Genomic DNA, 18048 nt, shown 5'->3' with positions numbered 1-18048 from the left:
CCGGAGACCTGGCGGCAGTATAGGAGGATCACATTCTGATTACAATTCCCCTACAATCTCTTTGGTCACATTTAAGCTGAACAGTGATCCGCCTCACGTATTTCACAATTTATACATTTTTAATTATCTGATTTGACAATAGATCAACATTTCAGTTACAAACGAACGCACTAAAACCCTATGATGCATAAAAGTTATGGGGATACACTTTCCCCTAAGCTCAAGTTATGTAACATTGCCTTTACGAGCAACACAAACCGTCAGGTTATTGGTTACCAAGAAGTTATGTCGTGACAGGATCTTTAACATCCACGATGTGCAGCGCGTCATGCCCGGACACCACCGATTGGCTTTACACATTTCGCTCCGTAACCTTGCAGCATGAACGTTACCGCTGAGTGATGCTGTGAAGATTCTGTTTTAGCCTAAGTCGTGCGGGTTGCAACAAGGCAGTAAGCGTGCAAATGATGGGCGTTTACGCAAGTAAATGACCGCACTGCGCGCGCGCAGCCAGTGTAGCGGCGGCCCGAAAATACGGCGGGTAAACGCAACATGATGACTGTTCAGGTGTCTAAGATCCTTACCTACTAAGGCGCTATGGAGACGAAAAATGACAGATAAAAAAGTGACGCTAACCCTACAAGATAACAACTCCGTGGAACTGGATGTGATGCAAGGCACGCTGGGACAGGATGTTGTTGATGTCCGCGCCCTTGGCTCAAAAGGCCTGTTCACCTTCGACCCCGGTTTTACCTCTACGGCGTCCTGCGAATCAAAAATTACCTTTATTGATGGTGATGAAGGGATTTTGTTACATCGCGGTTTCCCTATCGATCAGCTGGCTACCCACTCAAACTATCTGGAAGTGTGCTACATCCTGCTGAACGGCGAAGCCCCTACTCAGGCGCAGTACGACGAGTTCCGCACCACCGTAACCCGTCACACCATGATTCACGAGCAGATCACCCGCCTGTTCCACGGCTTCCGTCGTGATTCACACCCGATGGCGGTGATGTGCGGCGTTACCGGCGCGCTGGCCGCCTTCTATCACGATTCATTAGACGTGAATATTGAACGTCACCGTGAAATCGCCGCCTTCCGCCTGCTGTCAAAAATGCCGACTATGGCCGCGATGTGTTACAAATACTCCATCGGCCAGCCGTTTGTGTATCCGCGTAACGATCTCTCCTATGCCGGTAACTTCCTGCACATGATGTTTGCTACGCCGTGTGAAGAGTACAAAGTGAACCCGGTGCTGGAACGCGCCATGGACCGTATCCTGATCCTGCACGCTGACCACGAACAGAACGCATCAACCTCTACCGTGCGTACCGCCGGTTCTTCCGGTGCCAACCCGTTTGCCTGTATCGCCGCCGGTATCGCCTCGCTGTGGGGACCTGCGCACGGTGGTGCCAACGAAGCCACGCTGCGTATGCTGGAAGAGATCAGCACCGTGGATCACATCCCGGAATTCGTGCGTCGCGCCAAAGATAAGAACGATTCGTTCCGTCTGATGGGCTTCGGTCACCGTGTGTATAAGAACTATGACCCGCGCGCAACCGTGATGCGTGAAACCTGTCATGAAGTGCTGAACGAGCTGGGCATGAAGGACGACCTGCTGGAAGTGGCGATGGAACTGGAGCACATCGCGCTGAACGACCCGTACTTTATCGAGCGCAAACTCTATCCGAACGTCGATTTCTATTCCGGCATCATCCTGAAAGCGATGGGCATTCCGTCATCAATGTTTACCGTGATCTTCGCGATGGCGCGTACCGTTGGCTGGATTGCGCACTGGAAAGAGATGCACGACGAAGGCATGAAGATTGCCCGCCCACGTCAGCTCTACACCGGTTACACCGAGCGCGAATTCAGCTCGGCGCTGAAAAAATAACAATCAGGGCGGGTTATCCCGCCCTTTTCTTTTTAGTACACGGCGAATGTTTGGGACGCATCGTGCCAAGCCCTGCCTGGCTGAGCCCCGTTTCAGGCGTCCTCGCGCCGCTGACGCGGTACCTTCACATCCTTTGTCAGTCTGACGGACCGCCGTCGACGGGACATCCTGTCCCGGCTCCGGCTTTCGCCCGCATCCATGCGGTCTCATCCTGACTTCCTCATGCTGTTCAGCGCTGCGGATTGCCTGCCCCGGGGCTCAGCCAGTCAGTGCATTAGATCTGGTGCGGTTTGCCGCAAGACGATGATGGCCTGTCCCGCGCCTCTTCTATTGATGACTAAAACTCAATGCTGACAGCCCGGACACCAGTAAAACGGTCGTGATGACAGTACGCCCTTCTCAATGACGGTACCGCAGCGCCGGCACTTTTTGCCCTGGCGGTGAAACACCTCGAAACGAAACGCCGCCTCTTCGTGATACTTCTTCATGCTGCCACGCATCTGATAAGACAAACGCGGCACCGCCAGCATGGCGTGGCTCAACGCATCCAGCTGCTGATCGCTTAAATCCTGTGCACGATGCTGCGCCAGCAAACCGGCGTGCCACAAAATCTCGACGCGCAGATAGTTGCCGAGCCCGGCGAGAAATGCCTGATCCAGCAGCAAACCGCTGAACTGGCGGCGACGAAAACGCGGCGACAGCAGTCGCTCGCGCACCTCTTCCACCGTCAGCGTGGCGTCCAGCACGTCCGGTCCGACGCGTTGTAAAAACGGATGCGCGCCGAGCGTATCTGCGTTCAGCAGCTCAATATCCGAAGCGCTATACAGCAAAATTGCCCGGTCGGCATTCCCCAGCCGCACGCGCAGCTGGCGCGAAGTATTGGGCTCAGTCCCGCTCGGCACCACACGCCACACGCCGTACAGCTGATTATGGCTATACAGCGTCAGCCCGTTGGAGAAGTGTGTCAGCAGTGCCTTGCCGCGCGTTTCAAAGGCGTCGATGGTTTCCCCCATCAGCGCCGGTTCGTAGGTCTTCAGCGCCGGAAAAGCAAACCATACCTCGGTCAGAGGCTTGCCCACCATTGCCGCTGCAAGTTGATCCGCCGCGCGGCGGATCTCCGGTCCCTCTGGCATAACCGCTCCTGATTAATGGGTTGCGCCGCCCACTTCGCGAATGTCTTTCTCTGTGCTGAGAATCACCTGCAGCGACGTTTCCAGCGCCTGAATCACACTGGCGGTCGACATACTTGGTGCGCCAGGATGCTGCGCCGCCTGCTGCGGCATATAAGGAATATGCACGAAACCGCCGCGTGCTGCGCTGCCTGTGGTCTGCAGCCAGTGCAGCAGGTGATACATGACGTTATTGCAGGTAAACGTCCCGGCGGTTTGCGACACCGAAGCCGGAATCCCCACTTCGCGCAGTGCCGCGACCATCGCTTTGATCGGCAGCGTAGAGTAATAGGCCGCCGGTCCCCCGGCGACAATCGGCTGATCGACCGGCTGCTGCTGGTCATTATCCGGAATGCGCGCATCGTTCACATTAATCGCCACGCGCTCTACGCTGATATCGCTGCGCCCGCCAGCCTGGCCGACGCACAGCACGCGGTGCGGCTGCAGCTCTTCCAGCGCAGCGGTCAGCACCTGGCCGCAGCGGGCGAATACCACCGGCAGCTGGCGCACCACAATCCGCGCGCCGCCGAACTCCCGACCATCAAAGCTGCGCACCGCTTCCCACGACGGATTAATGCGCTCGCCGCCAAACGGCTCGAACGCCGTCATTAACACCGTTTTCATCGCAACCTCACAGGAACATCAGGAAATAAAGCAGGAAAATATTTACTACTAACAGTAGCACACCGGTTGGCACCTGAGCCTTGATCACCGCGTTACGGTCCGGCAGTTCCAGTAAACGCGCCGGAACAATATTGAAGTTGGCAGCCATCGGCGTCATCAGCGTGCCGCAGTAACCGCAGAACATGCCGATCGCCGCCATCACCGCCGGATTGCCACCGTGCTGCAGCACCAGAATCGGAATACCGATGCCGGCGGTGACAATCGGAAACGCCGCAAACGCGTTGCCCATCACCATGGTCAGCAGCGCCATGCCCAGTGCATACACCGCCACCGCAATCAGCCGGTTATCCACCGCCAGATAGTGTTCGGTCAGATGCGAAATCGCCGTGCCGACGCCAGCGCTGGTAAACAGCAGGCCAAGCGTGGCGAGGATCTGCGGCAAAATAAACGCCCAGCCAACCGCATCCAGCAAACGCCGCGTCTCCTGCATCGACTGCAGCGGCTTCTCGTGGGTAAACTTCAGCGCAATCAGCCAGCCCAGCACGCAGCCAATCATCATCGAAAACAGCGTGACCAGCGTCGAATGATTGCCCGGGCCAAACACCCTCTCCTGCAGACCGGGAATATGATTGAACGCCAGCACGCCAATCACCGTCACCAGCGGGATCGCCAGCGCCGGCAGAAACAGCTTATTGCCGAGACGCTGCGCACTCTGCTGCTTCTGTTCATCGCTGCGCTGATGGTAGCGACCGAGGCGCACGCCGCCGAACCCGGCAATTAGCGCCATGATCACCACCGCCGCGCCCACGGCAATATGCAACCAACGACGTCCCAGCTCCGCATCACCGGCCCACTGCCCCATCAGTTGATAAGCACCGTCGCCAATCAGGAAAATCAGACCGTACAGCGCCCAGAATAAACCGGTGGTAAAACGGCGTGGGTTGGCGCTATCGCGCCATGACAGCAGCGCGACAATCAGCAGGATCGCCCCGGCCAGCCACATCAGATACTGTTGCTGAAACATCACTCACCTCCTTTTGCGCGCAGCGCCTGCTGGTTGAGCGCGCCCAGCTCACGCGACAGCTGACGGTCGAGCCGCACCAGTCGCGCAGCATGAATCAGGAACGCACACAGCGCCGTCGGAATGCCCCACAGCGCGATGTGCAACGGTTCGGTGCTGATGCCCGCTGACTCCTGCATAAAGTTGTGCATAAAAATGATCGCGCCGAAGGCCACGAAAATGTCTTCACCGAAGAACAGCCCGACGTTATCGGTAGCCGCCGACATGGCGCGCAGCCGCTGACGAATCTCCGGTGATACGCTGCCGTAACGGTTTTCAGTGGCACCTTCGGCCATCGGCGCCAGCAGCGGACGCACCATCTGCGGATGCCCGCCCAGGCTGGTCAGCCCCAGCGCCGCAGTCAGCTCACGCACGAACAGATAGACGATCAGTAAACGGCCGGCGGTGGCGGTTTTGATCCGGGCGATCCACGTCTGCGCACGCTCTTTTAAACCGTGGCGCTCCAGCAATCCGATGACCGCCAGCGGTAACAGCAGGATCAGCGGCAGATTACGGGTATTGAGAAAGCCGGAACCCAGCTTCTCCAGAATATCGCCGAGCGGCATATGCGCCGCCAGCCCGGTGACAAAACCGGCAACAATCACCACCAGCACCGGGTTGAAGCGCAGCACAAAGCCAAGCACAATCGCGGCAATGCCAAGTAACGGCCAGAGATTGACCACGTTATCCATGTTTTCCCCTCGTCAGAAATAAAAAGCCCGGCAACAGGCCGGGCTAACAGTCAATGATCAGGCGCTGGTGACAGCAATCTGATTTGTCGCAAAAGCAGCGCGCAGCGTGCGGGCGAATTCCAGCGCATGGGCACCATCGCCGTGCAGACAGACCGTCTGCGCATTTACCGCCACCCATTCGCCGCTGACGCTGCGCACCTGACGCTGCTGCACCATGGTGAGCGTCTGCGCCAGCGCCTGCTCAGCCTCTTCGATTAACGCCCCCGGCTGGCTGCGCGGCACCAGCGCGCCACTGGCCAGATAGCCGCGGTCAGCAAACACCTCTTCGCGCGTGCGCAGACCATGATGCGCGGCGGCGGCAATTGAAGCGCTGCCCGCCAGGCCAACCAGAATCAGCGCCGGATCGACGGCTTTCACCGCGCGCGCAATCGCATCCGCCAGCGCTGCATCCGCCGCTGCCTGGTTATACAGCATGCCGTGCGGCTTCACGTGCACCAGCTTCGCCCCTTCACTTTCGGCAAGGCTTTTCAGGGCACCAATCTGGTAGATCACCTGCGCGTACACGGTTTCCGGCGGCAGCTGCATGGCGGTCCGGCCAAAATTTTCCCGGTCAGGAAAGCTCGGATGCGCACCAATCGCCACGCCATTGGCGCTGGCCCAGCGCACCGACTGCAGCATGGTTTCGGCATCGCCGGCATGGAAACCGCAGGCGATGTTGGCCGAGCTCACCAGCTCCAGCAGGGTCCGATCGCTGGCACTGCCTTCACCGAGGTCGGCGTTAAGATCGATCTTCATGAGCAAGCCCCCAGGCTATCTGATCAAGCGAACGTTGCTGCTGCTGTTTGGCCAGCAGCGCCTCCTCCAGCGTGCAGCGGATGAAGTGAATCGGTTCTCCCAGACGAATCTGCGCCAGCTGATAGAGATCGGCTTCGATGACGCAGGCAATACGCGGATAGCCGCCGGTGGTTTGCGCATCGGCCATCAGCACAATCGGCTGGCCGTTCGGCGGCACCTGCACCACACCCGGCACCAGGCCGTGCGACAGCAGTTCACGTGCGACACTGCGCTGCAGCGGACTGCCCTGCAGCCGGTAGCCCATGCGGTTACTTTGCGGGCTGAGCTGCCACGGGTTACGCCAGAATGCGTCCTGCGCGTCGTGGGTAAATTCGTTGTACTCCGGCCCCGGCAGCGCGCGGATGCGGTTGCCCCACAGCAGCTGTCGGACGCCAGCCTGATGGCTGAAGCGGTGCGTCGGCTTGCCCAGCGGCAGCTGATCGCCATCCTGCAGTTTACGTCCCTGCCAGCCGCCAAAGGCCGCTTTGAGATCGGTGCTGTGCGAGCCCAGCATGGCGTCGATGGCGAAACCGCCGTTCACCGCCAGATAGCTGCGCATACCGCGCGTGGGCATAGACAGACTCAGCACCTGGCCTTTTTTCACCGGCAGACGCCAGCCGGTCCACACCGGCTGGCCATCCAGTTCGGCGCTGCAGCTGGCACCGGTCAGCGCAAACCAGCCGTCGCGACGAAACTCCGCTTTGAACTGACCGAGCACAATTTCCAGCACCGCGCTGTTTTCCGCATTGCCGACCAGCATATTGGCCGTGCGCATTGAAGGCTCATCCAGTGCGCCGCTCAGGCTGATACCGTATTGCCGCCAGCCGTGGCGACCGCGATCCTGCACAGAGGTCATTAATCCGGCACGCAAAATGTTTAACATACGCCCTCCCGTTGTGGCACGAAGCGGACGCTGTCGCCGGGACGCAGCAGCGTCGGCGGCTGCTGTTGTGGATCGAACAGGCTAAGCGGCGTGTGGCCAATCAGCTGCCAGCCACCGGGCGCGGCCAGCGGATAGATGCCGGTCTGGCTGCCGCCAATGCCCACCGAACCGCCAGGCACCACCAGCCGGGGCTCGGCGCGACGCGGCGTGTGCAGCCGCTCATCCAGCCCGCCGAGATAAGGGAAACCCGGCTGAAAGCCAATGAAATAGACCACGTAATCCGCGCTGCTGTGCAGCTCCACCACCTGTTGCGAGGTCAGATCCGCCGCACGGGCGACCTCCACCAGATCCGGACCGCCCGCGCCGCCATACACCACCGGAATCTCAACCTGACGCGGCTCGGCCAGCAGCACCTCGCTCTCTTCCCACCAGCGCTGCAAACGCTCGATAGCATCCAGCGCTTTCAGCTGCGGATCGCGCAGTAGCAGCGTCAGGTTATTCATGCCCGGAATCACTTCCGCGATCTGCTCATTCTGCTGCAGCCGCTGGCACAATCCCCAGATGCGCTGCTGGCTGACGAGCGAAACCGGCGGTTCCAGCTCCAGTACCACCGCCCGCTCACCCAGCAGATAACAACGTGCTCGTTGCAAAACCCACCTCCCGGTCATTAATAAAACGCGCCGTGACCGCAGTGACGGCGCGCCTGAGGGCATTCGCTTATGCGAAAAGTCAATAAGTTATGCGAAAGTGAAGGAGATGTGTCAACTGATTTGCGCCCGGCACGTGTTTTCCGGGCGCATAAGCGAGGCGGTCAGGCGGGGTTGTCGATATCGATAAAGGTCACATCCAGACCATGCTGGCTGGCGAGCCACTCACCGAGCGCTTTGATGCCGCCGCGTTCGGTGGCATGATGGCCGGCAGCAAAGAAATGCAGTCCCTGTTCCCGGGCGCTGTGAATGGTCTGCTCAGAGACTTCACCGCTGATAAAGGCGTCAACGCCAAAGGCGGCGGCCGCATCGATAAAGCCCTGACCGCCACCGCTGCACCATGCCACCCGGCGAATCAGCGCCGGAGCATTATCACCGCAGTGCAGCGGCTGGCGGCCGAGGCGCGCCGCGATTTTTTCCGCCAGCGCCGAACCGCTTAGCGGCTCAGCCAGCTCGCCCCAGGGCACCAGCGGCTGAATTTCACCTTTGACGTCGATATCAAACAGCGTGGCCAGTTGGGCGTTGTTGCCCAACTGTGGGTGAGCATCGAGCGGCAGGTGCCAGCCGTACAGGTTGATGTCATTGGCCAGCAGCGTGCGCAGACGCTGGCGTTTCATGCCTTTGATCACCGGCGCTTCGCTCTTCCAGAAGTAGCCATGATGCACCAGTATCGCATCGGCCTGGCGTTTTACCGCCTCATCCAGCAGTGCCTGACAGGCCGTCACGCCGGTTATTACGCGGCGCACCTGCTCACGCCCCTCAACCTGCAAACCGTTGGGCGCATAGTCGCTGAAGGCACTGGTGTTGAGTTGCTGATTGACGATCTGTTCTAACTCGAAATTGTTCATAACGGCTCCGTGACCGCCTCAGGCTGCGCTGCGCGCGCGCTCGAAGGCGTCTAATGTCTTTTTACGTGCCGCCTTATGTTCCACGATTGGCGCCGGATAATCGAGTTTCTTGTTATTTTTCTCCGCCCAGGCGTGCGGTTGATGGATGGCGCTGTCCGGCACGTCTTGCAGCTCCGGCAGCCACCGGCGGATAAACTCGCCCTGCTTATCAAAGCGCTCGCCCTGGGTCGTCGGGTTGAAGATGCGGAAGTAAGGCGCGGCGTCGGTGCCGGTCGACGCGGCCCACTGCCAGCCACCGTTGTTAGCCGCCAGATCGCCGTCAATCAGCTGCTGCATGAAATAGCGTTCACCCTCGCGCCAGTCAATCAGCAGATCTTTCACCAGGAAGCTGGCGGTGATCATGCGTAACCGGTTGTGCATCCAGCCCAGCGTATTGAGCTGGCGCATCGCTGCGTCAACAATCGGATAACCGGTTTTGCCCTGCTGCCAGGCGGTAAGGTGTTGCTCATTCTGTTGCCAGCTGACGTTGCGCGTCCAGTCGACAAACGGCTGATGCTTACACAGCGCCGGAAAGGCCACCATCAGGTGACGATAAAATTCGCGCCAGACCAGTTCATTCAGCCACACCAGCGCGCTGCCGTTATTAAGCGCCTGCGGATGCTCCTTCAGAATGCGATGCAGGCACTGACGCGGCGACAGCACACCAATCGCCAGATACGGCGACAGGCGGCTGGTGCCGTCAATCGCCGGTATGTCGCGCTGCTGGTCATATTTTTCCACCCGCTGCTGGGCAAACTGGCGCAGCTGCTTCAGCGCCGCCTCTTCTCCGGCGGGGAACCAGGTTTCGTCGAATTTTTCCACAGGATAATCGAATGCCGCTATTTTTTTGCCGGCGGCCACGGGTGCCCCGGCGCGCGCTTTCGGTGCGTGATGGCACTCTGGCAGCCCCTGTTGCAGACGCCGGATAAACGCTTTGCTGAACGGCGTGAACACTTTGAACATGCTGTTGCTGCCGGTCTGTACGCTGCCCGGCGGTAACAGCAGGCTGTCATCGAATCCCTGGCACACCACGCCCTGCTGATCGAGCTGCTTCTCAACCGCAGCATCGCGCTGGCGCTCATTGATTTCATACTGATAGTTGTAAAACAGCGCATCCACCTTGTGCTGCTGGCAGAAGGTCGCAAGATAGTCGACCGACGCGGCGAAGTCATCGCACTGATGATAGTGCAGCTTGATACCGCGTTCTGCCAGCAACTGCTGCAGCAGGCACAGGTTTTGATGGATAAAAGCCGCCTGTTTGGGGGCCATGCTGTGTTGCTGCCACTGGCCGGGCGTGGCGATGAACAGCGCCAGCACCTCGGCCTGATTGTCGCGGCAGGCCGCGGCCAGTGCGCTGTTATCATTCATGCGCAAATCGTTACGCAGCCAGACTAAGTGAGTGCTCATAACGCTCCGTGTTTACTGGCCGTAGCGCAGACGCAGCGCTTCCGGGTAGGGATCGAAATAACGCTGCTGCGCCAGCCACGGGTGCGGGAACTCTGCCATGTAATGTTTCAACATGGTGATGGGGGCCAGCAACGGCTGCACACCGCGACGGTAGCGGTCAATCAGCTGCGCCAGCTCCTGACGCTGCGGTGAACTCAGCTTCGGCCGGAAATAGCCCTGTACGTGCATCAGCACATTGGTGTGATTACGGCGCGACGCCTGGTGCGACATCAGGTGCATCAGACGGTTACGGTATTCAAAGGCGTACGCATCCAGTGACTCCCACTGTTCCATCGCCGCGACAAACCGCCCCATCTCGCGGTACTCATCCTGCGCATGCGACAGCAGCAGTAATTTGTAGCGACTGTGGAAGGCAATCAGCTTGTGGCGCGTCAGCCCGCTGCGCCACATTTCGTTGAACTCATGCAGCGCATAGACGCGCCCCATGAAGTTTTCGCGGATCGCATCATCGTGCAGGCGTCCATCCTCTTCCAGCGGCAGCCACGGTAGCTCTTTCTGCAGGAACGAGGTGAACACGCCGGTGCCGGCTTTGCGATTGTTGTTAGTGTCAGGCTCGTAGACGCGCACGCGCTCCAGTCCGCAGCTCGGCGATTTGGCACACAGGATGTAGCCGCACAGATGATGCAGCGATTTGACGCGCTCCGCAGACCAGCGGGCCATGTCGTCGGTCAGCTCTTCCCCGCCGTCTTTGCTGAAACACAGGTGGATCTGATCGTCGCTCTGTTTGACCAGCCGCAGCGCCGGGCGCGGCGTCGGCAGACCGATGGCCATTTCCGGGCAGACAGGTTCGAAGCGCACAAATGGCGCGAGCTCGTCAGTTGCAAAGGCAAAACGCTTGTGGCCGCCATCGAATCGGACGCTATCCCCGAGCAGGCAGGCACTGATACCTACAGGAATTTTCTCGCTCATACTTGTACAACCTCCAAAATCTTGTAGAGGTTTAAGTGTAGCTGAAATGCCGCGAGATAACAGCGGGACAATGCGTTTGTCGCACCACTTTAAGATAAAAAAACCCGGTGCCTCGAGCGAGGTCACCGGGTTATCACCGCGAAGCCGGGCGTTACCAGTGGATACCGCCTGCCGCTTCCGATTGCGCCAGCCAGACCGGTTTGGTGCTGGTTTTGCACCACATGCGGTGCAGATAACTGTAGAAGCGCGCGCGATCCTGGCGGAACAGCATCACTGGCAGCGCCAGTACGCCAATCAATACCACCAGCACACGGCGCAGCACAATTTTGGCGAATGGATATGCCTGATACATCAATGCCTCCTCGTGGTAAATTTTGCTATGAAATGTGATCTGCCTCAGATATTACGCCTGGTTGTGTAATTTTACTACTCATCCGACCACTATTTTGATCTTTTTTCAGCCATTTCCTGGCCGGGATGAAAGGAAGTTACATTTTTGTAAAATTTTGGATCACAGCGAGTTACTGAGATCGTGACGGACGCCGTCGCGGTTTATTGTTAAAGTAATGCGTTAACCTTATTTGCCGCAGGAGTCAGCGTGACGACCATCTTGATTGTCGAAGATGAAAAGGAGATTCGCCGTTTCGTGCGCCTGGCGCTGGAGAGCGAAGGCCTGAAGATTGTGGAAGCGGAGCAGTTGCAGCGCGGCCTGATTGAAGCGGCTACGCGCAAACCGGATTTGGTGATTCTCGATCTCGGTTTACCGGACGGCGATGGCAATGCCTTCATCCGCGAAGTGCGGCAGTGGAGCAGCATGCCGGTAATTGTGCTGTCAGCACGCAGTGACGAGCAGGATAAAATCGAGGCGCTGGATGCCGGCGCTGACGACTATCTCACTAAGCCGTTTGGCATCGGCGAACTGCTGGCGCGCGTGCGCGTGGCGCTGCGTCGTCATCAGCGCAGCCAGCCGGAGCCGCTGGTGCAGTTTGGCGAAGTGAGCGTTGATCTCGCCGCGCGGCGCGTGCTGCGCAGCGGCGAAGAGGTGCATCTGACACCGACCGAATTTCGCCTGCTCAGCCTGCTGCTGAATAACGCTGGCAAAGTACTGACCCAGCGCCAGTTGCTTAACCAGGTGTGGGGGCCCAACGCCGTGGAACACAGCCATTATCTGCGCATCTATATGGGACACCTGCGGCAAAAGCTGGAAGCCAATCCCACCCAGCCGACGCACCTGCTGACAGAAACCGGCATCGGCTATCGCTTCATGCCATAAAAAAAGGCCGCAAACGCGGCCTTCTTCATGCAGGATGCCCTGTCAGGCGTTTTTCAGCACTTCGCTGACAATTTCTACCGCTTCTTTCTCGATCTGCTGGCGATGCTCAGCGCCGAGGAAGCTTTCACAATAGATTTTGTAGGCGTCTTCCGTGCCGGACGGACGTGCCGCGAACCAGCCGTTTTCAGTCATCACTTTCAGACCACCAATCGAGGCGCCGTTGCCCGGTGCCGCGGTCAGACGTGCGGTGATCGGGTCGCCCGCCAGCGTATCGGCGCTGACCATTTCAGGTGACAGCTTCGACAGTGCCGCTTTCTGCGCAGAAGTGGCAGATGCCTGCAGACGGTTGTAGCTTGGCGCACCAAAACGCGCGGCCAGCTCATCATAGTGCTGCTGCGGGTTCTTACCGGTAACCGCAGTGATTTCCGCCGCCAGCAGACACAGGATGATGCCGTCTTTGTCTGTTGACCAGGCGGAGCCGTCGAAACGCAGGAACGAGGCGCCGGCGCTCTCTTCGCCGCCAAAGCCAAAGCTGCCGTCGAACAGACCATCCACGAACCATTTGAAGCCGACCGGTACTTCTACCAGCTTGCGACCAATGTCGTTCACCACGCGGTCGATCATCGCGCTGGAAACCAGCGTTTTACCGACGGCCACCTCTTTGCCCCACTGCGGACGGTGCTGGAACAGGTAGTTGATCGCTACCGCCAGATAGTGGTTCGGGTTCATCAGACCGGCGGGCGTGACGATGCCGTGACGGTCGTAATCCGGATCGTTACCGAAGGCCAGATCGAACTTGTCTTTGTACGCCAGCAGACCGGCCATCGCGCACTCGGACGAACAGTCCATGCGCACCACGCCATCTTTATCCAGATGCATGAAGCGGAACGTCTGATCGATGGCATCATTGACGATGGTCAGATCCAGCTGGTAGTGCTCAGCAATGCGCTGCCAGTAGGCCATGCCGGAACCGCCGAGCGGATCGACACCGATTTTCAGGCCGGCTTTCTGGATCGCCGGGAAGTCAATCACCTGCGCCAGACCTTCAACGTATGGCTGGATCAGATCCTGCTCAACGATGTGGCCACTGGCCCACGCCTGATCCAGCGCCAGACGCTTAACCTCTTTCAGCTCACCTTTGATCAGCTGATTCGCGCGATCTTCCACCACTTTGGTGACGTTAGTGTCAGCCGGTCCACCGTTCGGCGGATTGTACTTGATGCCACCGTCTTCCGGCGGGTTGTGCGACGGGGTAATCACGATACCGTCCGCCTGCGCGCCGCCGCGCTTGTTATGCTCCAGAATGGCGTTGGAGATAGCTGGCGTCGGCGTATAGCCGTTGTCCTGCTGCACAATCACATCAACGCCGTTAGCGGCCAGCACTTCCAGCACTGACAGGATCGCCGGCTCAGACAGCGCATGGGTGTCTTTACCTACGTAGCACGGGCCGGTGATGCCGTTCTTTTTACGCTCTTCAGCGATCGCCTGCGCAATCGCCAGAATGTGTACTTCGTTGAAGCTATGACGTCCCGCGCTGCCGCGGTGGCCGGAGGTGCCAAATTTCACCGCATGGTCCGGGTTCGCCGCATCCGGCTTCAGGACGTAGTACTGCGAGGTTAATTGTGCAACGTTAATCAAATCGCTCTGCTGGGCAGGTTGCCCGGCACGGGGGTGATTGGCCATTGGCGCTTCTCCCTGACGCTTCGGTTTAAATGGTGCCGCAAACTTTCTCTGCCAGTTCCTGCGGGAACTGCATGGCAAGCATGATGTGTTCCACCATGCTGCATTTACGACCTGTATTGGTATTGGTGATCACCCAGTACGGCGTGCCGGGCACGTGCTTCGGCTTAGTATGGGTGCCATTTTGCAGCAGCGTGTGCTCGTCGCCCGCAAAGTAAACGCGGGTGCGGCCCTGCAGCGAGGCAGTGGCATCAGCAAAGGCTGCCGGATCAAGACGATAAAGCGTTGACAGGATCAGCATGAAGCGATTAACCGCCTTCTTCTGCTCCGCATACTCGTCAGACAGCAGCAGCTCGCGTACGGCGCGCACGCGATCCTGAGGTCGCGCTTCGCTGCGTGCAGCCGGTGCTTCTTTTACCGCCGCATTCGCCGCTGGCGCAGCGGATGCGCTCTGGCCGGCAGTGAATTTCAGCATACGGCGCAAAATGTCCGAGGCGCTTTCACCAATGTGCTGCGTGTGGCTGGCAATATAACGGTAGAGTTCTTCGTCAACTTCAATCGTTTTCATCTTTTTCCGTGCGATTCTGGCAAATGGCAGAACCACGCTACTTTGCAAAGGCCTTAACAAAATCCGGTCGTGCAAAATGTGAGCGGGCTCTAACATAAGGATTATAAAGTTAAATCCGCGACAGCCGGTAGCGCTGGCATCGTTTACGGGCAAAAGTCGGAATATGCCCTAATGCCTGACCGCCTGGCGCCGGGACAGGTGAATCCATGATACCCTAAGCCCAGGTCTCAACCGAAAGAACTTTAGCCATGATTTTGAACGCCCGTCTGCAAACTGAACAATCTGCCCCTGATGCCCAGCCCATTCTGTTAATTCATGGCCTGTTTGGTAGCCTGGATAACCTCGGCGTACTGGCGCGCGGCGTGCGCGATGCACGGCCCACGCTGCAGGTGGATGTCCGTAACCACGGCCTGTCACCGCGCAGCGAAGAGATGCACTACGCTGCGCTGGCGCAGGATATGGTTGACACGCTGGATGCGCACCACATCGAACGGGTCGATGTTATCGGCCACTCAATGGGCGGCAAAATTGCCATGGCGCTGAGCGCCGTTGCGCCCGAACGGATTGGCAAAATGGTGCTGATTGATATCGCGCCGGTGGATTACCAGACGCGACGCCACGATGAGATCTTCGCGGCGATCCGTGCGGTCAGCGCAGCTGGTGTCACGCGCCGCAGCGCTGCGGCCGACGTGATGCGTGAGCACGTGCGCGAAGAAGGCGTGATTCAGTTCATTCTGAAATCCTTCCATGAAGGCGAATGGCGCTTTAACGTGCCGGTGTTATGGGACAATTATCCGGTGCTCTCCGGCTGGCAGGAGGTGCCCGCGTGGCCTCATCCGGCGCTGTTTATTCGCGGCGGTGATTCACCCTATCTGGACAATCAGCACCGTGATGCGCTGCTGCGCCAGTTCCCGCAGGCGCAGGCGCACATTATCAGCGGTGCCGGCCACTGGGTGCATGCCGAAAAACCCGATGCCGTACTGCGCGCGGTGCGCCGCTTTTTTAACCTGTAAAAGCAAAAGATTGCTACGGGCGGTTTAGGGTTGGCGTCGCGCCGGGCGCTGGAGTATGATGTCGCGCTAAAAATTTGCCGCGGATGCTTTTTTCGCCGCGGTCGGGCCGATAAATGTTTAAATCGCGCAGCGCCTTTCCGCCGTTCGCGCCCACGCAGTTTCACAAACCATGGCAAAAGAACAGACAGATCGTACCACGCTCGACCTCTTCGCAGACGAGCGGCGTCCCGGTCGCCCTAAAACCAGTCCGCTGTCGCGTGATGAGCAGCTGCGCATTAATAAGCGCAACCAGCTGAAGCGCGACCGGGTGCGCGGCCTGCGCCGCGTTGAGCTGAAAATGTCCAGCGAAGCGGTCGACGCGCTTAATACGCTGGCCGAGCAGCAGAACATCAGCCGCAGTGAACTGATTGAACAAATGCTGCTGGCGCAGCTCAAACTGGCGTAACGTGCGCAGACCGCACGCTGGAACACAAACTCGGCGCTTTACACATTCCGCGCTTTTCGCCGGTCTGCTATCATTCGCATAACTGTGTCGTCTTCTGACTTACTTTCACAATCAGGATTTAAGAGGTTACTCACTCCATGGCAATCGTAGGCATTTTCTTCGGCAGCGATACCGGCAACACTGAAAACATTGCAAAAATGATCCAGAAACAACTGGGTAAAGATGTCGCCGAAGTGCATGACATTGCTAAGAGCACCAAAGAAGATCTCGAAGCATTCGATATTCTGCTGCTGGGTATTCCGACCTGGTACTACGGTGAAGCCCAGTGCGACTGGGATGACTTCTTCCCGACGCTGGAAGAGATTGATTTCAACGGTAAGCTGGTAGCGCTGTTTGGCTGCGGCGATCAGGAAGATTACGCCGAGTACTTCTGTGACGCGATGGGCACCATTCGCGACATCATTGAGCCAAACGGCGCAGTGATTGTGGGCCACTGGCCAACCGAAGGTTACCACTTCGAAGCCTCTAAAGGACTGGCAGACGACAAACACTTCCTCGGCCTCGCCATCGATGAAGATCGTCAGCCTGAACTGACTAACGAGCGCGTCGACAAATGGGTTAAGCAGATCTTTGATGAGCTGCAGCTGCAGGCGATTATCGAAGCCTGATGCTTTCCTGTCCGATGTGGGCGCTGGCTCACATCGGGCAATGGAATTACCTATAAAAATAATAGCTACGGTTTTTTAACTTTTTCCCTCAATTCTGTAGAATACCCGCAACGGTCATCTGCTTATTCCTCGGGCATCAGACTGAGACTGCGCGAAAAGGAACATCGATCTGCACGATCCCGCTGAGGTTCACGACATTTCTCCTTACAGCATCCGGGGAATTGTCCGCCGCAGCCGGTTTTCATTTCGCAGGCTGAGCTCTATAATGAGACGCAAATGAGAATGCGCGTTGACCACACATTCAAGGCCTTTGCGCCGTAAGTGACTAGCAAAGTAACAGGACAATATCCGCATGACTGACAACAACTCCGCATTGAAAAAGGCTGGCCTGAAAGTCACGCTGCCCAGACTGAAGATTCTGGAAGTGCTTCAGGGACCCGGACCCGAGTCCCATCATGTCAGTGCGGAAGATTTGTACAAACGCCTGATCGACATGGGCGAAGAGATTGGTCTGGCGACGGTATACCGTGTTCTGAACCAGTTTGACGACGCCGGCATCGTGACGCGTCATAACTTCGAAGGCGGGAAATCCGTGTTCGAACTGACCCAGCAGCATCACCACGATCACCTGATTTGCCTCGACTGCGGCAAAGTGATCGAGTTCAGCGATGAATCTATCGAAACGCGTCAGCGTGAGATTGCGACACGCCACGGTATTAAACTCAGCAACCACAGCCTGTATCTGTACGGCCACTGTGCGCTGGGAGACTGCCGCGAAGACGAGACGCTCCACGATCAGTAATTGAATATGCTATGCAGTATAAAAAAACCGGTGCCAGGCACCGGTTTTTTTATGGCTGCGTTCAGGCGACCAGCGTTTCCTGCAAATAGCGCCAGCGCGGAACCGGCGTGCTGCAGTCCAGCACCGCCAGCGAAATGCGGGTCTGGTTGTTGCCGTTAAGCATTTGCAGTTCGTGATACTGAATGGTCACTTCCTGCTGCTGCTGGGAAATGATGGCATGCTCACTGGTGGCGATTCGCATCCCTTCCCGCTGCCCGTGCAGTTTGCGAAACAGGGTTTCAGTGTCATTGAGATCGAGCTGTTTGCCTTGCGGCGTCACCATTTTGAAGTCGGGATGAAAGTGCGACAGCAGCAGATCCATACTGTCATCGCTGCCTTCGGCCTGATTAAAAATACGTTCGATAAGCTGATGTAAAACCACCACGCTATGTTTGGCTTCCAGAGCGAGACTTGTCATTTTTCTTCCTTCGCTA

Annotated in this window: 20 protein-coding genes; 6 read left to right on the top strand and 14 right to left on the bottom strand. The window is 58.0% G+C overall.

Annotated features, from left to right (window positions below; all coding sequences use genetic code 11):
• Positions 1 to 610: 610 nt before the first annotated feature.
• Positions 611 to 1894, top strand: coding sequence for a citrate synthase (locus F3J36_RS15330; protein ID WP_021508542.1), 1284 nt, complete (start codon positions 611 to 613; stop codon positions 1892 to 1894).
• Positions 1895 to 2238: 344 nt separating this feature from the next.
• On the opposite strand, the gene nei is transcribed toward F3J36_RS15330, so the two are convergent.
• The 11 genes from nei to F3J36_RS15275 all read right to left on the bottom strand — a co-directional run bounded on the left by nei (position 2239) and on the right by F3J36_RS15275 (position 11478).
• Positions 2239 to 3027 (bottom strand): endonuclease VIII, encoded by a 789-nt coding sequence (nei, locus tag F3J36_RS15325; RefSeq protein WP_058769449.1) that lies wholly within the window; start codon positions 3025 to 3027, stop codon positions 2239 to 2241.
• Positions 3028 to 3039: 12 nt separating this feature from the next.
• Positions 3040 to 3687 (bottom strand): pyroglutamyl-peptidase I, encoded by a 648-nt coding sequence (pcp, locus tag F3J36_RS15320; protein ID WP_166719975.1) that lies wholly within the window; start codon positions 3685 to 3687, stop codon positions 3040 to 3042.
• 7 nt (positions 3688 to 3694) lie between these two features.
• On the bottom strand, positions 3695 to 4711 hold the full coding sequence (locus F3J36_RS15315) for a DUF979 domain-containing protein (RefSeq protein WP_166719974.1): 1017 nt from the start codon (positions 4709 to 4711) through the stop codon (positions 3695 to 3697).
• Positions 4711 to 5439, bottom strand: a complete 729-nt coding sequence (locus tag F3J36_RS15310; protein WP_021508546.1) for a DUF969 domain-containing protein — start codon at positions 5437 to 5439, stop codon at positions 4711 to 4713. Before F3J36_RS15310 ends, F3J36_RS15315 begins: the two co-directional genes overlap by 1 nt.
• A gap of 57 nt (positions 5440 to 5496) precedes the next feature.
• A complete protein-coding gene (gene pxpA / locus F3J36_RS15305) occupies positions 5497 to 6234 on the bottom strand; it encodes a 5-oxoprolinase subunit PxpA (RefSeq protein ID WP_166719973.1) in 738 nt (245 codons plus the stop codon).
• Positions 6218 to 7156, bottom strand: a complete 939-nt coding sequence (pxpC, locus tag F3J36_RS15300; RefSeq protein ID WP_088516295.1) for a 5-oxoprolinase subunit PxpC — start codon at positions 7154 to 7156, stop codon at positions 6218 to 6220. Before pxpC ends, pxpA begins: the two co-directional genes overlap by 17 nt.
• On the bottom strand, positions 7150 to 7806 hold the full coding sequence (gene pxpB, locus F3J36_RS15295) for a 5-oxoprolinase subunit PxpB (RefSeq protein WP_088516294.1): 657 nt from the start codon (positions 7804 to 7806) through the stop codon (positions 7150 to 7152). The genes pxpC and pxpB overlap by 7 nt, the downstream gene beginning before the upstream one ends.
• A gap of 161 nt (positions 7807 to 7967) precedes the next feature.
• Positions 7968 to 8711: a type 2 GTP cyclohydrolase I gene (locus tag F3J36_RS15290; protein WP_166719972.1), complete on the bottom strand. Its 744-nt coding sequence runs from the start codon at positions 8709 to 8711 to the stop codon at positions 7968 to 7970.
• A gap of 18 nt (positions 8712 to 8729) precedes the next feature.
• Positions 8730 to 10157: a deoxyribodipyrimidine photo-lyase gene (phrB, locus tag F3J36_RS15285; protein ID WP_166719971.1), complete on the bottom strand. Its 1428-nt coding sequence runs from the start codon at positions 10155 to 10157 to the stop codon at positions 8730 to 8732.
• A gap of 12 nt (positions 10158 to 10169) precedes the next feature.
• Positions 10170 to 11126, bottom strand: coding sequence for a 2-thiouracil desulfurase family protein (locus F3J36_RS15280; protein WP_058757888.1), 957 nt, complete (start codon positions 11124 to 11126; stop codon positions 10170 to 10172).
• A gap of 151 nt (positions 11127 to 11277) precedes the next feature.
• The gene (locus tag F3J36_RS15275) at positions 11278 to 11478 is read right to left on the bottom strand and encodes a YbfA family protein (protein ID WP_166719970.1); all 201 of its coding nucleotides are present in this window, start codon (positions 11476 to 11478) and stop codon (positions 11278 to 11280) included.
• Between the two features lie 246 nt (positions 11479 to 11724).
• Between F3J36_RS15275 and kdpE the strand changes: the two genes are divergently transcribed.
• Positions 11725 to 12399 (top strand): two-component system response regulator KdpE, encoded by a 675-nt coding sequence (gene kdpE / locus F3J36_RS15270; protein WP_021508554.1) that lies wholly within the window; start codon positions 11725 to 11727, stop codon positions 12397 to 12399.
• A 42-nt stretch (positions 12400 to 12441) separates the two neighbouring features.
• On the opposite strand, the gene pgm is transcribed toward kdpE, so the two are convergent.
• Both pgm and seqA read right to left on the bottom strand, forming a co-directional pair.
• Positions 12442 to 14082, bottom strand: coding sequence for a phosphoglucomutase (alpha-D-glucose-1,6-bisphosphate-dependent) (gene pgm / locus F3J36_RS15265; RefSeq protein WP_166719969.1), 1641 nt, complete (start codon positions 14080 to 14082; stop codon positions 12442 to 12444).
• Positions 14083 to 14107: 25 nt separating this feature from the next.
• Complete coding sequence (gene seqA, locus F3J36_RS15260) at positions 14108 to 14647, bottom strand: replication initiation negative regulator SeqA (protein ID WP_010616121.1); 540 nt, start codon at positions 14645 to 14647, stop codon at positions 14108 to 14110.
• 248 nt (positions 14648 to 14895) lie between these two features.
• Here seqA and ybfF point away from each other — a divergent pair, with 248 nt between their 5' ends.
• The 4 genes from ybfF to fur all read left to right on the top strand — a co-directional run bounded on the left by ybfF (position 14896) and on the right by fur (position 17575).
• A complete protein-coding gene (gene ybfF / locus F3J36_RS15255; protein WP_021508556.1) occupies positions 14896 to 15660 on the top strand; it encodes an esterase in 765 nt (254 codons plus the stop codon).
• Positions 15661 to 15829: 169 nt separating this feature from the next.
• Positions 15830 to 16105, top strand: coding sequence for a LexA regulated protein (ybfE, locus tag F3J36_RS15250; protein ID WP_010616122.1), 276 nt, complete (start codon positions 15830 to 15832; stop codon positions 16103 to 16105).
• 137 nt (positions 16106 to 16242) lie between these two features.
• Positions 16243 to 16773, top strand: coding sequence for a flavodoxin FldA (fldA, locus tag F3J36_RS15245; RefSeq protein ID WP_021508557.1), 531 nt, complete (start codon positions 16243 to 16245; stop codon positions 16771 to 16773).
• A gap of 352 nt (positions 16774 to 17125) precedes the next feature.
• Positions 17126 to 17575 (top strand): ferric iron uptake transcriptional regulator, encoded by a 450-nt coding sequence (gene fur, locus F3J36_RS15240; RefSeq protein WP_021508558.1) that lies wholly within the window; start codon positions 17126 to 17128, stop codon positions 17573 to 17575.
• 61 nt (positions 17576 to 17636) lie between these two features.
• Here the strand turns inward: fur and F3J36_RS15235 are convergent, their stop codons facing one another.
• Positions 17637 to 18032: a hypothetical protein gene (locus tag F3J36_RS15235; protein WP_021508559.1), complete on the bottom strand. Its 396-nt coding sequence runs from the start codon at positions 18030 to 18032 to the stop codon at positions 17637 to 17639.
• Between the last annotated feature and the right edge of the window lie 16 nt (positions 18033 to 18048).

The organism is Pantoea sp. Cy-640 (assembly GCF_011752635.1).
In the GTDB taxonomy this organism is placed as follows: domain Bacteria; phylum Pseudomonadota; class Gammaproteobacteria; order Enterobacterales; family Enterobacteriaceae; genus Pantoea; species Pantoea dispersa.
The sequence above is the reverse complement of the archived record's forward strand: the minus strand, read 5'-3'. Positions and strand labels throughout refer to the sequence as shown.